This window comes from Kitasatospora sp. NEAU-69, assembly GCF_057158765.1.
Genome location: NZ_JBWXUE010000022.1, coordinates 91,118 through 100,831 on the forward strand (window position 1 = coordinate 91,118; position 9,714 = coordinate 100,831).

At 67.7% G+C, this 9,714-nt stretch carries 30 protein-coding genes; 25 read left to right on the forward strand and 5 right to left on the reverse strand.

The features are described 5' to 3' along the window. Positions 1 to 17 precede the first annotated feature (17 nt). The 25 genes from AC060L_RS24580 (at position 18) to AC060L_RS24700 (ending at position 6,933) form a co-directional block, all read left to right on the forward strand. Entirely contained in the window at positions 18 to 422 is a 405-nt protein-coding gene (locus AC060L_RS24580) for a DUF6205 family protein (protein ID WP_483801064.1), read from the forward strand. Positions 423 to 475: 53 nt separating this feature from the next. Then, positions 476 to 841, forward strand: coding sequence for a hypothetical protein (locus AC060L_RS24585; RefSeq protein WP_483801065.1), 366 nt, complete (start codon positions 476 to 478; stop codon positions 839 to 841). A gap of 11 nt (positions 842 to 852) precedes the next feature. Then, positions 853 to 1,029, forward strand: coding sequence for a hypothetical protein (locus tag AC060L_RS24590; RefSeq protein ID WP_483801066.1), 177 nt, complete (start codon positions 853 to 855; stop codon positions 1,027 to 1,029). A 9-nt stretch (positions 1,030 to 1,038) separates the two neighbouring features. After that, complete coding sequence (locus AC060L_RS24595) at positions 1,039 to 1,227, forward strand: hypothetical protein (protein WP_483801067.1); 189 nt, start codon at positions 1,039 to 1,041, stop codon at positions 1,225 to 1,227. Positions 1,228 to 1,237: 10 nt separating this feature from the next. Next, positions 1,238 to 1,474 (forward strand): hypothetical protein, encoded by a 237-nt coding sequence (locus tag AC060L_RS24600; RefSeq protein ID WP_483801068.1) that lies wholly within the window; start codon positions 1,238 to 1,240, stop codon positions 1,472 to 1,474. A gap of 126 nt (positions 1,475 to 1,600) precedes the next feature. Continuing rightward, positions 1,601 to 1,783 carry a hypothetical protein gene (locus tag AC060L_RS24605; RefSeq protein ID WP_483801069.1) on the forward strand — a complete coding sequence of 61 codons (183 nt, stop codon included), beginning with the start codon at positions 1,601 to 1,603 and terminating at the stop codon, positions 1,781 to 1,783. Continuing rightward, positions 1,780 to 2,016, forward strand: a complete 237-nt coding sequence (locus AC060L_RS24610; RefSeq protein ID WP_483801070.1) for a hypothetical protein — start codon at positions 1,780 to 1,782, stop codon at positions 2,014 to 2,016. Before AC060L_RS24605 ends, AC060L_RS24610 begins: the two co-directional genes overlap by 4 nt. A 10-nt stretch (positions 2,017 to 2,026) precedes the next feature. Next, positions 2,027 to 2,218 (forward strand): hypothetical protein, encoded by a 192-nt coding sequence (locus AC060L_RS24615; RefSeq protein ID WP_483801071.1) that lies wholly within the window; start codon positions 2,027 to 2,029, stop codon positions 2,216 to 2,218. Further along, a complete protein-coding gene (locus AC060L_RS24620; RefSeq protein ID WP_483801072.1) occupies positions 2,218 to 2,511 on the forward strand; it encodes a hypothetical protein in 294 nt (97 codons plus the stop codon). The genes AC060L_RS24615 and AC060L_RS24620 overlap by 1 nt, the downstream gene beginning before the upstream one ends. After that, positions 2,508 to 2,675 carry a hypothetical protein gene (locus tag AC060L_RS24625; protein WP_483801073.1) on the forward strand — a complete coding sequence of 56 codons (168 nt, stop codon included), beginning with the start codon at positions 2,508 to 2,510 and terminating at the stop codon, positions 2,673 to 2,675. Before AC060L_RS24620 ends, AC060L_RS24625 begins: the two co-directional genes overlap by 4 nt. 13 nt (positions 2,676 to 2,688) lie before the next feature. Next, a complete protein-coding gene (locus tag AC060L_RS24630) occupies positions 2,689 to 2,901 on the forward strand; it encodes a hypothetical protein (RefSeq protein WP_483801074.1) in 213 nt (70 codons plus the stop codon). Continuing rightward, positions 2,898 to 3,191 carry a hypothetical protein gene (locus tag AC060L_RS24635; RefSeq protein ID WP_483801075.1) on the forward strand — a complete coding sequence of 98 codons (294 nt, stop codon included), beginning with the start codon at positions 2,898 to 2,900 and terminating at the stop codon, positions 3,189 to 3,191. The genes AC060L_RS24630 and AC060L_RS24635 overlap by 4 nt, the downstream gene beginning before the upstream one ends. After that, positions 3,188 to 3,421, forward strand: coding sequence for a hypothetical protein (locus AC060L_RS24640; protein WP_483801076.1), 234 nt, complete (start codon positions 3,188 to 3,190; stop codon positions 3,419 to 3,421). The genes AC060L_RS24635 and AC060L_RS24640 overlap by 4 nt, the downstream gene beginning before the upstream one ends. After that, entirely contained in the window at positions 3,418 to 3,654 is a 237-nt protein-coding gene (locus AC060L_RS24645; protein WP_483801077.1) for a hypothetical protein, read from the forward strand. The genes AC060L_RS24640 and AC060L_RS24645 overlap by 4 nt, the downstream gene beginning before the upstream one ends. After that, the gene (locus AC060L_RS24650; protein ID WP_483801078.1) at positions 3,651 to 3,935 is read left to right on the forward strand and encodes a hypothetical protein; all 285 of its coding nucleotides are present in this window, start codon (positions 3,651 to 3,653) and stop codon (positions 3,933 to 3,935) included. Before AC060L_RS24645 ends, AC060L_RS24650 begins: the two co-directional genes overlap by 4 nt. Next, on the forward strand, positions 3,932 to 4,096 hold the full coding sequence (locus tag AC060L_RS24655; protein WP_483801079.1) for a hypothetical protein: 165 nt from the start codon (positions 3,932 to 3,934) through the stop codon (positions 4,094 to 4,096). The genes AC060L_RS24650 and AC060L_RS24655 overlap by 4 nt, the downstream gene beginning before the upstream one ends. After that, on the forward strand, positions 4,093 to 4,392 hold the full coding sequence (locus tag AC060L_RS24660) for a hypothetical protein (RefSeq protein ID WP_483801080.1): 300 nt from the start codon (positions 4,093 to 4,095) through the stop codon (positions 4,390 to 4,392). Before AC060L_RS24655 ends, AC060L_RS24660 begins: the two co-directional genes overlap by 4 nt. Next, complete coding sequence (locus AC060L_RS24665) at positions 4,389 to 4,679, forward strand: hypothetical protein (RefSeq protein ID WP_483801081.1); 291 nt, start codon at positions 4,389 to 4,391, stop codon at positions 4,677 to 4,679. Before AC060L_RS24660 ends, AC060L_RS24665 begins: the two co-directional genes overlap by 4 nt. After that, complete coding sequence (locus AC060L_RS24670) at positions 4,676 to 5,098, forward strand: hypothetical protein (RefSeq protein WP_483801082.1); 423 nt, start codon at positions 4,676 to 4,678, stop codon at positions 5,096 to 5,098. The genes AC060L_RS24665 and AC060L_RS24670 overlap by 4 nt, the downstream gene beginning before the upstream one ends. After that, positions 5,095 to 5,364 carry a hypothetical protein gene (locus AC060L_RS24675; RefSeq protein ID WP_483801083.1) on the forward strand — a complete coding sequence of 90 codons (270 nt, stop codon included), beginning with the start codon at positions 5,095 to 5,097 and terminating at the stop codon, positions 5,362 to 5,364. The genes AC060L_RS24670 and AC060L_RS24675 overlap by 4 nt, the downstream gene beginning before the upstream one ends. Further along, positions 5,361 to 5,633 (forward strand): hypothetical protein, encoded by a 273-nt coding sequence (locus AC060L_RS24680; RefSeq protein ID WP_483801084.1) that lies wholly within the window; start codon positions 5,361 to 5,363, stop codon positions 5,631 to 5,633. The genes AC060L_RS24675 and AC060L_RS24680 overlap by 4 nt, the downstream gene beginning before the upstream one ends. Positions 5,634 to 5,647: 14 nt before the next feature. Then, positions 5,648 to 5,965: a hypothetical protein gene (locus AC060L_RS24685; protein WP_483801085.1), complete on the forward strand. Its 318-nt coding sequence runs from the start codon at positions 5,648 to 5,650 to the stop codon at positions 5,963 to 5,965. Positions 5,966 to 5,967: 2 nt separating this feature from the next. Then, positions 5,968 to 6,303 carry a hypothetical protein gene (locus AC060L_RS24690; protein ID WP_483801086.1) on the forward strand — a complete coding sequence of 112 codons (336 nt, stop codon included), beginning with the start codon at positions 5,968 to 5,970 and terminating at the stop codon, positions 6,301 to 6,303. Then, the gene (locus tag AC060L_RS24695) at positions 6,300 to 6,644 is read left to right on the forward strand and encodes a hypothetical protein (protein ID WP_483801087.1); all 345 of its coding nucleotides are present in this window, start codon (positions 6,300 to 6,302) and stop codon (positions 6,642 to 6,644) included. Before AC060L_RS24690 ends, AC060L_RS24695 begins: the two co-directional genes overlap by 4 nt. A 109-nt stretch (positions 6,645 to 6,753) precedes the next feature. Beyond that, positions 6,754 to 6,933, forward strand: a complete 180-nt coding sequence (locus tag AC060L_RS24700) for a hypothetical protein (RefSeq protein ID WP_483801088.1) — start codon at positions 6,754 to 6,756, stop codon at positions 6,931 to 6,933. A gap of 706 nt (positions 6,934 to 7,639) precedes the next feature. Here the strand turns inward: AC060L_RS24700 and AC060L_RS24705 are convergent. From AC060L_RS24705 to AC060L_RS24725, 5 genes are all read right to left on the reverse strand, one after another. Beyond that, positions 7,640 to 7,867, reverse strand: coding sequence for a hypothetical protein (locus AC060L_RS24705; RefSeq protein WP_483801089.1), 228 nt, complete (start codon positions 7,865 to 7,867; stop codon positions 7,640 to 7,642). Further along, positions 7,864 to 8,379: a C40 family peptidase gene (locus AC060L_RS24710; protein ID WP_483801090.1), complete on the reverse strand. Its 516-nt coding sequence runs from the start codon at positions 8,377 to 8,379 to the stop codon at positions 7,864 to 7,866. Before AC060L_RS24710 ends, AC060L_RS24705 begins: the two co-directional genes overlap by 4 nt. A 289-nt stretch (positions 8,380 to 8,668) precedes the next feature. Further along, positions 8,669 to 8,824: a hypothetical protein gene (locus AC060L_RS24715; protein ID WP_483801091.1), complete on the reverse strand. Its 156-nt coding sequence runs from the start codon at positions 8,822 to 8,824 to the stop codon at positions 8,669 to 8,671. Further along, positions 8,821 to 9,000 (reverse strand): hypothetical protein, encoded by a 180-nt coding sequence (locus AC060L_RS24720; protein WP_483801092.1) that lies wholly within the window; start codon positions 8,998 to 9,000, stop codon positions 8,821 to 8,823. Before AC060L_RS24720 ends, AC060L_RS24715 begins: the two co-directional genes overlap by 4 nt. Next, complete coding sequence (locus tag AC060L_RS24725) at positions 8,997 to 9,713, reverse strand: hypothetical protein (RefSeq protein ID WP_483801093.1); 717 nt, start codon at positions 9,711 to 9,713, stop codon at positions 8,997 to 8,999. Before AC060L_RS24725 ends, AC060L_RS24720 begins: the two co-directional genes overlap by 4 nt. Position 9,714: the final 1 nt, after the last annotated feature.

Sequence of the window (9,714 nt, forward strand, 5' to 3'; positions counted from 1 at the left end):
ACCCGAAAGGACCCGACATGGGCTACGACTCCCATCACACCGGCCGAATCGCCATCACCCCGCCACTCACGTGGACGCAGATTCAGGGCTGTACGACACGAGGCCCACGAGGAGGCCAAAGGCTCCTCGGTCAGGACCTCCGACTCGCCACTATCGAGACCGTTCAGGGCACCGCGACCGGGCGCGTCACCGTCATTACCGCCGACGCCATCGTGCCGCTCACCGCCAGCCCGTACTCCGGCTACGAGATCCAGGCCGAACTGCAGTCCATCATCGACGCGTTCCCCGCCAACGACTTCGCCGGCAGCATCGAAGCCCGGCCCGAGGACCCATCCGGGATGCCGTGGAGGTTCGTCATCCGCATCCTCGACCGCACCGTGGTCCGGCAGGAAGCCCGCTACGAGTGGCACGACGCCAACTAACCGCCCCGGGCTGTGCGTTCACCGGCAGCCCACCCACACCAAGGAGCAGCACCGTGTTCAAGGACTACACCGCCAGGCAGATGGCCAGCGAGCTCGATCGGGTCAAGCACTTCGACCCGCAGTACACCGGCCCGCTGTCCATGCTCGACGAAGCCACCCTGTACTGGGCTCGACGCTATCCCCAGCTGGCCCCCGCCCAGTCGGCCTTCGCGCAGGCCCGGAGCCGTCACAATTTGGCGGCTGCCCGCAACAACTGGCCGAACATCCTGACGGCAGCACAGGAACTCGCCGACGCCCTCCGCCCACTTGGGGATGCCGTGCTGACCTTCTGTACTGAGCAGTCGGTCCACGGCTGGGGTTGCACCGGCGTCCTCAACGAGAACGGTCAGTGCCCGTACGCCAGCGACCACGCCAACTGAGGAGCAGCATCATGTCCACCGCCACGCACGCCCCGAATCGTCCCGACACTCTGCCCGAGTGGGCGCGACGCCAACTCGCCGACCAGGGCATCCCGTTGGGGTCCGTCACCCATTGGATCGGCAGCCGCGACGGGCGCACCATCGGCGCCGCGGTCAACGGCCAGCCCGTCTACCTGAAGCGCGCGTGAGGAGCAGCAGTGACCAGCACCCGGCCCGAGGATGCCGCCTACAACGCGAACTATCAGGCCCACGTTCAGGCCTGCAAGGAGTTCACGGCATCGAACCCCAACTACGACCCGTGGGACACCACCTCGGACCAGCACGCCGCCTACGACACGTACGCCAACGCCCGGGTCGCCGAGATCACCAGCCACACCAACCCGTAGGAGCAGCACGATGACCGACACCACCCCGCCGAGCGACGAGCAGGGCACCCACTTCTGGTTCATGACCATCCAGGCCCCGAATGCGTACGGCGCCCGCCTCGGGAGCTACCAGGGCACCCGCAATCCGGGGCCCGGCCAGACCCGCCTCGACCTCTTCAACTCGATCCGCGACGAGATCCGCGAGCTGTACCCGGAAACCCGTGGGGGCGCCGTCACCGCCTTCGACATCCAGCCCAACAAGCTCTGAGGGCCCGCCATGACCGACACCCAGATCCCCGCCGTCGAACTGGCACACCCACAACACGACCGCGCCCGGCTCGATGCCGACCTGCCGGCCTGACCACGGCGACGACGACACCGAGGAGGAGCCCAAGTGACCGACCCCGACCGCGAGTACGGCATCCAACTCCCCAACGGCGAAATTGCCGACCTCGCCCCAACCCTGGACCAGGCCGAGAACCGCCTCAAGCCATTCCGTGCCGCGTATCCCGGCACCATCATCGTCGAGCGCACCATCACCTACGGGCCCTGGGTGCCCACCGAGGAGCAGCAGTGAACCGTCCCACCACATGGAACATCGACAAGCCCCACCGATGCCCCGTGTGTCACACCATCGCCGTCGCCATCAATGGCGAGCAGCCCCGCCCGTGGCGTATCTACACCTGCTGCCGCTGCGCCGCCCGTTTCACCCGATGGCCGCGCCTCGCCCGACTCCTGCCCGAAGCGGGTGTGTGCTGCGGCATCCCCGACCACAATCCCAACCGCGACACCATCCGCAACGAAAACTGAGGAGGCCGCAATGGCCACCCGCAAGTCGAAGCCGATCCGCACCGAACACACCAGCGAGGCCAAGGCGTACGAGAAGGTGCGCTACGAGGCCGATCTCGTCAAACAGGGCGTCTCCCGCGTCACCCGGATCCACGTCAAGCAGTGGGAACCCGCCGGCAACCGGTGGGTCCTGTTCGAGGCCATCAACCCCAAGGAGTGGTAATGACCACCAAGCCGACCGAGCAGGCCGCCGCCGACGCCCGCGCCCAGCTGGAGAAGTCGTTCCGGTTCATGCCCATCGATGCCGCCGCCAAGGCCCGGCGGCGGCTCGCCACCCTCGCAGCCGCGATCGAGGCCCACGTGCGCGAGCAAGTCGCCCAAGAGATCGAGAGTGACTTCACCGCGTCGCCGTGGCACCTGCCGCCGAAACCCCGAATCGGCGCCGGCGATCAGTGGATCGACTCGCGTGACTGCACGAAGGCCGCCGCCATCGCCCGAGGCGGGGCCGCTGAGTGAACCCCGATCGCCGTTCCTGGCTCGACGGCCAGCCCGAGCACGTCTGGGTCGGCACCATCCGCGACGACGACGTGTACGTCACCGACGACCCCGACTGCGGCGAATGCTTCGGCATCCACAACGGACCCGAGGGACCCGTCAACTGCGACGGACAACCCATCTGACAAGGAGCAGCACATGCCCATCCAGCCCGGCCAGATCTACCGATCCTGCGACCCGCGTGGCGGACCGCTCGTCCGAATCGTCGAAGTCCACGCCGATAGTGCGCAGGTCGTTGACGCCCAGGACGGCAAGCGGCCCCGCCGGATCCTCGCCAAGTTCCTCCACGACTCCCCGACCACCAAGACCGGCAAGCCCCGCCGCACCGGATACGCACTGGAGACGAAGTGACCATCACGCCCCGCCAGCTCGACCAGAAGCTCGCCCTCCGCGATCGCCTCCTCAACGTCCTCACCGCCGCCCAGGCCGAACGCTCGGCCCGCGAGGACATCGTTGACGGCGAGCCCGAATGGGTCTTCCACGAACGCGCCGTCATGCACCAGGCCGGCGCCGAGGACGGCAGGAAGCCCCTCCCGATCGCCGCCATCGAGCGCGTCGAACAGCAGGCTGTCGGCCACTCCGACTACAGCAGCAAGTACGCCCTGTACTGCGCCGAACTCGTCCACCAGGAGCAGAAGTGACCATCCCCGCCCCGATCGTTCTCCCCGCCGACGACACCGACCCCGACGAATGGTCGATCGTCACCAACCGGCGGCAGGTCCAGGCTGCCGTGCGTGCCTGGCTCGCCGACGCCAACCCCGACTGGCTGCACGACCTGGAGAACAGCACCACCGACATCCCCGGCAACCGGCACAACTGCCTCCCCAACGCCGTTGACGAGATCCTCGACCACCTCAAGGACCAGCCGTGACCGAGTCCCTGAGCGGCGAGCAGCTCCGCACGCTCCGCGAACACGGCAACCGGCCATCCCAGTACACGGCCGCCACCATCCGCCGCGACTACGCCGACATGCTCGGCGAGATCCTCCGGCTGCGCGGCGAACTCGGTCAGGCCGAGGACGTGCTGGAGTACAGCCGCAAGGAGAACACCGAACTGCGCGACCACATCGGCAAGCTGATCAAGAGGATCGGAGAAGCGAAGTGACCAACGAGCCGTCCCGCTTCCACGCCACCCCCGCCGACATCAACACGTTCCTCCGCCACCACTTAGCCGAGGACACCCTCCTCCGCTACCAGCAGGCCATCGGCGGACGAGCCGTCACCGAAGCCGCGAAGGACATCCGCGTCGAGTCCAACAGCCCGATGACCGTCCAGCAGTTCCAGGACGGCATGCAGTTCGCCGCCAACCACATCGACCCGCTCAAGGGCGGCGGCCACTGGCCGTCCAGCCTGATCGTCTTCGCCCCCGAGGAGCAGCAGCCGTGAGCAGCCACTACGCGACCGCCGACATGTGGATCGGCAACCTCGACAGCGACAGCGAGGACGAGGCCGAGCACATCACGGACCTGCTCAACGCCGCACTCGCGGGTGCCGGCTACCACGCCACCGTGGACGTCACCGTCAACGCCTACCCGGAGAAGCAGTGACCGACAACCCCACGCCCCGCTACCAGGTCGGCGACATCATCGGCGAGACCACCGAGGAAGGCGGCAGGCTCGACCTGGCCCTCGCCGTCGGCAAAGAGTCCTACTTCATACGGCACCTCGGCGGCCTCGGCGCGTTCGAGGACTTGCCCGACGCGGAGCCGCGGGAAGCCGCCTGGGGGATTGAAGGCTGCGAGGCTTTCACCTACCTGCACGAACGGCCCGCGACGCGGCCAACCACTGAGCCGTGCCCGGTGTGTGACGGAGCCGGCGACCACCAGATCGGATGCCAGCCGTGACCAACCGCAGCCTCTGGCGCCAGTTCGCCGACGCCATCACTCACACCGGCCCCAGCCACCAGCCCGAACCGCTGCCCCGCCGCGGAGACCAGGTCGAGCAGTGGCTGAAGGCGCACCGCGACCGCTTCGACCGCCACGGGGAGAGTGAAGAGTTCTGGCACGAGTTCGACAGCATCCTCGACGACTACCGGCTCCACGCCGACACCGGTACCCCACTCAACCAGCACTGCTGCGAGAACGGAACTGTTGACGACTGCTACGGCTGCTACCAGGAGAGCCAGAGATGACCGGGAAGGGCGACTCGGGCTGGCTGTGGGAGTTCCACGCCGAGGACTTCGTCCACGCCCGCCTCCGCGAAGACCTCACCGAAGCCCAGGCATTGCCGGCCGGACCCGAACGCGACAACGCCACCGTCCGCATCGAGTCCCTGCGCCTCGCCGTCGTCCAACACTCCCCATACATGGACCACAGTGGCCGAAGCTGGGCCCGCTGCGTCACCTGCGACCCCGCCCACGGATTCCCCTGCTCCACCATGCGGTACTTCACCCGCATGTGGCGCCACCATCCCGACTATCAGCCTGGCTGGAGCGACACCCTCGACGGGCCCGACGGACCAAGTCAGTGGCAAGCCGGCCAGGTGCGCATCGCCGAACTCGGCGGCTACCGGCACGAATACCTCGCCAACAACCCGGAGGAGCAGCCATGACCTTTCCCGAAGAGGTTGACGGCTACAGCATCTACGGCCCGGCCGACACCGGCGGCGGCTGGACCATCTCCTGCGACGGGCTGTGGCTCCCCGTCATCTGCACCGACAGGGACGCCTGCCAGGCCGTCATGGATCTCGAAGCCCACCCCGACTGGTGGGAAATCATGGGCGAACTGGAACAGCTCATGAAGACCACCAGCCGCCTCAGCGCCGACGACATCCGGCAGCACCTTGAGAAGCACGACAGCAGACAGGAGCAGCCGTGATGCACAAGGCCGGAGACTGGCTGACCGTCCTCGACGGCCCCGACAAGGGCCGTACCTTGCAAGTGACCCGCGTCCGCATGTACGCCACCGATAACGGCTACTACCTGCACGACGGCTGCGGTCTCTACAGCCCACGCATGGTGACGCTGGCTTGTGAACGCACCGACGGGAACCCGTGCGGCAAGCCATGCGACGAGCCCCGCCACGAGCTCATCGGCACCTGCGATCACTGCCGCGGCGTGTGCTACGACGAGGCAGGCCAGCCGTGACCGTCACGTCCCGCGTGAGGCACCTCATCGAGCTCGACACCGACCGCGGCCGACTCGTCTTCGAGGTCGAGTCCCGCGACATCGGCCACACCCAAGGCACCACCATCCGGCACGGCAAGGACGTCCTCGTCCGCTACCAGCCCCGGACCCGTCATTGGGATACGGCCCTTGAGATCGCCGAACAGGCCCTGGTCAAGGCTGCCCAACGTACCCTCGACAGCAGCCGGCCGTGGCGCCTCGTGCACCTCGCCAGCGAACTGGAGACCGTACTCGCCGAGGACGGCTGCACCCCGTGGGACGGGAAAGACCCCAACGAAGACGAGGAGTGGTAGCAATGCCCATCACCCGCACGTTCACCATCGACGAACTCCGTGCCCTCGAACTGCCACCCGAGGGCCCGAACGAGCCCGAGTACTTCCCCGATCACATCCTCGCCGACGAACCCGTCAGCATCCTCAAGTACACCCAACTGCGGCGCTGTGTCTTCGAAGACGCAAACGGCGACACGTGGGCCATCGAGTACGAGACCCGCATCGACATGGGCGACTACGAGGTCGATGAGTACAGCCCTGACGACCACGGCTGGTACGGCGACACCGTCGAGGCGACCATGGTTGAGGAACAGCTGGTGACCGTCATCAAGTGGCTGCCCGTCGAGGAGGAGTCGTGACCGACCGGCCCATGGACCAGACAAGCATCATCAACCGGCTCCGCTGCGCCGTCGCCTCCGACCTGCACTTCGAAAACCGGGGCGGCGAGATCAGCGACGCCCCCGACCCGCTTCCGTTCCTCAATGAACTGATTGAGGCGTACCGCGCCGAACTCGCAGACCTGCGGGAGGAGCACGCCGAAGACGTCGGTGTGATCAAGGCGCTGCGCCGGCAGCGGGGCGAGGCCGAGTCCTCCGTGCAGCGCGTACGGGAGTGGCTCGACGACTGGGGGCCGCGACTTCCTGACGGTGCCTGCTCGGCACTCGACCGGGCAATCGGCGGACTGGACGAAGCGGCCTGACCTGCGCGTATTCCCGTGTTGCCTCACGGGCAACATGTTCGCCTCGCTGGCCGGCGGGTGTTAGATAGGACAGATTGCCCTACCGGCCAGTAGTGAAAGGTTCAAGCGTATGCCCACCACATGCCCCCGCTTCGAAAAGGTCCTCATCCACTCCGCGATCATGCCGCAGGTCGGCGAATTCCTCCGCCAACACGGCCTCCACCTTCACCCCGCCGACGACATCCGCGACGGCCCCGTCCACATCCTGGCCGTCACCCCGCGCGGTGCCCAGACACTCCGAGGCCAGTAAGGCGGCAGGCGCTACACGCCGGATCGGTCAGCCGCCCCAGTGGGTGTCTGTCACACGTTCCAGCCCGAGTCGGCCACGATGCCACCCCACGACGAGTCCATCGTGAAACCGCCCCAGATCGTGTCAGCACACATCAGCGCCTCCCAGCGTCAAGATCGTGACGCCACCATAGGCGCCCCCACCAGCAGAAACCAGCCCCCGGACAACGCCGGGGGCCACGGGCTACCTACGCTCCCCGCCGTGATGCGAACACGTCCCCCGGCCACGCGAATGCGACACCCAGCCATCCACACACACAATCCCGGGCGCCGCCGAGAACGTCGGCAGTACCCACGTGTCGCTCGACATCGGCACCGGGGTCGCCGGGGGACGAACCAGTGTGGGGCCAAACACCGAGAAAGCCAGCAAACCCACGAAGCCGAGCACAGCGGCCCAGAAGACTCCCACCGCGACAATCGCCAGCGCCGGCGGCCGTTGCGGGCGCGTAGGTGAGTAGGTCTCCGGCACGCCGAGCTGCTGGTAGACCGACTGGGCAGGCTTCGAAGGACGTCCATGAGGCACGGGCCGGCACCCTACCGCACCCCGCGCTGCCGGCCCCGTCTCCGCCGCGCCCACGCCGGCAGACCCATCCGGCGCTCACGCCGGAACGACACGCCCAACCCGACCATGCAGGCGACGAACGCCGGGACACCAAGCAGCCACCAGATCACCCCTGCTCACCGTCCCCGATCCCACCGCTGAACAGCCATGCAAACGGCGCCCCGAACACGGCACACAGCAGCCAGAACACCACCACGAACGAACCCGGCATCGACGGGCCCGCACCGCCAGCGATGACGCCCACCGCGGCCGTGGCAATCAACCCGCACGACACGACCGCGCCGGCAACAGCGAACAGCTGCACGGTCTTCCAGAGGCGATAGGTCGTCGTCACCGCTGCGCCTTCCGGCCGAGAAGTTCGTACAGGTCAGCCGGTGTGCAGTAGCCCGGCCAACGCCCGTCCCGGAAGAGATGCACCCCGGCGTCGGCGTAGATCTGGTCGACTAGCTGGGAGCAGATCTCGTGCCCCGTGGACCCCACGTACCGGCACAGCCACGGCACAGGCAGCCGGAAGCGGTGCGCAGCGATCGCCGCGTAATCGAGGAAGCTGTACTTCGTCCCGACGTACTTGGCGGCCGCGGCGCAGATCGCCGCCCGCTGCACGTCCGTCAACCCTGTCGGCGCCACGTACACGACGCGCCGGCCCGCGTAGTCCGACAGCGGCCGGATGACCGCGCCGCCCGGCTGCGCCTCGATCAGCCGGCCGCCATCGAGCACCAGGAACGCGTGCTCGAAGGTCGAGAAGCCCGAGCCGTTGAGCCACTGACCGACGCGGATCCCCAGGCCCACCGGGCCATCCACGTCCGTCAGACCGATATCACCCGGCCGCGGTTCCTTCCCGATCACGACGCCTCCTTGTGGCAGTTACATGGGCACGGGCCGTCCAGGCAGTCCCCGGCGGTTCCACAGGCGCCGACACACCCCAGTTCAGCGCCGCACGGGTTGAAGACCTTGCCGTCGAGGCACCACGGCGGGATCGGAGTCTCATCGTCGCCACGCTCGGGGAAACACTCGTGCTCTACGACGGGCGTGTGACATTCGCACCGGCACCCAGCCGGACAGAACTTGCAGGTACGCCGACAGTCAGCGTGAAGCTGATGCTGGCAGGCGGTAGAAACATACTCGTGCGATCCGTTCACAGTTCACCGCCGGGGATCCAGTCCGCCGGCACCGTCAACTGCCCGGCCTGCGCCTGGGCCTGCGCGATCGCCCGGTATCCGTCCACGTGCGCCTGAGCGTTGTGCTTCGCGACCTCGACCCGCGCCACCACGGTCTGCTCGAGGCCCGTCACCGATGCCACGCTCCCGTCGCGATCAGCACCAGGCCCGTGACGATCGCCGCGTTGATCAGCACGGTGACGGCCGCGACCCCGCCGGTAGTTGGCTGCTTCGGCTGGCCAACCTTCGCGACCGACAGAAGCGCCCCCCAGGTCATAACGCCTGCGACGATCCAACAGAAGATGGTCATGCTGCTGCTCCGAACTGGTTGGCCTCGCGGGCCACCCGCATGTAGGTCTCGCGGTCCCAAGGTGTCCCGCACTCCGGGCACCACCGCGGCTCGATGGACACGCCGACCCGCACCTGCCCTGCACACTCAAACCCGGCCACGTACGGTGCCAGGCAGCGTGAGGGCACCAGGCGAGCGGGTGCCTCACCTTCCGCGGCCTTCTTCAGCGCGCCGACGATCGGACCGAGCGCTTCACTCAGCGCCTGCACGTCGGGAAGCAGCTCGGATCCGTCTTCGAGGAGTGGCGGGTTCTTGTGCGCGCTGCACGCCCACGGCAGGTGCCGGCGAAGGAACTTGAGGACGAGTGGCATGGCCACCGTCGGCCGGCCGTACTGCTCCCGCAGTCGGTAACCGGCCGCGCGCCGCCAGTCGTCCTCGACGGCAATGAGCTTACCGAGTGGGGTGTCGTCGCCGCCTGCGGTCAGGTTGATGACCTGGGCATTGCCGGGGATGCCGGGGTGCACGCTCATGCTGCGGCCGGGCTGGCGCTCACCGACAGGCCGGAGCGCAGAATCCGGGAGCTTGGCCCAGTACTTCCCGACCTCGTTGAGGCGCTCGTACATGCGCTCTTCGCACTTCTCGCAGGCGAGCCGGCCGTAGTCGGCGCCGTACAGTTCGCGCGGGCAGCAGGAGCAGTGGGGTATGTCGATGGGGGCGTCGGCGGTGTCGAACATG

Excerpts from the sequence above, each read along its gene's own strand:
- AC060L_RS24580 (WP_483801064.1), top strand. The coding sequence starts at position 18 with ATGGGCTACGACTCCCATCACACCGGCCGAATCGCCATCACCCCGCCA.
- AC060L_RS24590 (WP_483801066.1), top strand. The coding sequence starts at position 853 with ATGTCCACCGCCACGCACGCCCCGAATCGTCCCGACACTCTGCCCGAG.
- AC060L_RS24600 (WP_483801068.1), top strand. The coding sequence starts at position 1,238 with ATGACCGACACCACCCCGCCGAGCGACGAGCAGGGCACCCACTTCTGG.
- AC060L_RS24615 (WP_483801071.1), top strand. The coding sequence starts at position 2,027 with ATGGCCACCCGCAAGTCGAAGCCGATCCGCACCGAACACACCAGCGAG.
- AC060L_RS24620 (WP_483801072.1), top strand. The coding sequence starts at position 2,218 with ATGACCACCAAGCCGACCGAGCAGGCCGCCGCCGACGCCCGCGCCCAG.
- AC060L_RS24630 (WP_483801074.1), top strand. The coding sequence starts at position 2,689 with ATGCCCATCCAGCCCGGCCAGATCTACCGATCCTGCGACCCGCGTGGC.
- AC060L_RS24670 (WP_483801082.1), top strand. The coding sequence starts at position 4,676 with ATGACCGGGAAGGGCGACTCGGGCTGGCTGTGGGAGTTCCACGCCGAG.
- AC060L_RS24675 (WP_483801083.1), top strand. The coding sequence starts at position 5,095 with ATGACCTTTCCCGAAGAGGTTGACGGCTACAGCATCTACGGCCCGGCC.
- AC060L_RS24690 (WP_483801086.1), top strand. The coding sequence starts at position 5,968 with ATGCCCATCACCCGCACGTTCACCATCGACGAACTCCGTGCCCTCGAA.
- AC060L_RS24700 (WP_483801088.1), top strand. The coding sequence starts at position 6,754 with ATGCCCACCACATGCCCCCGCTTCGAAAAGGTCCTCATCCACTCCGCG.
- AC060L_RS24720 (WP_483801092.1), bottom strand. The coding sequence starts at position 9,000 with ATGACCATCTTCTGTTGGATCGTCGCAGGCGTTATGACCTGGGGGGCG.
- AC060L_RS24725 (WP_483801093.1), bottom strand. The coding sequence starts at position 9,713 with ATGTTCGACACCGCCGACGCCCCCATCGACATACCCCACTGCTCCTGC.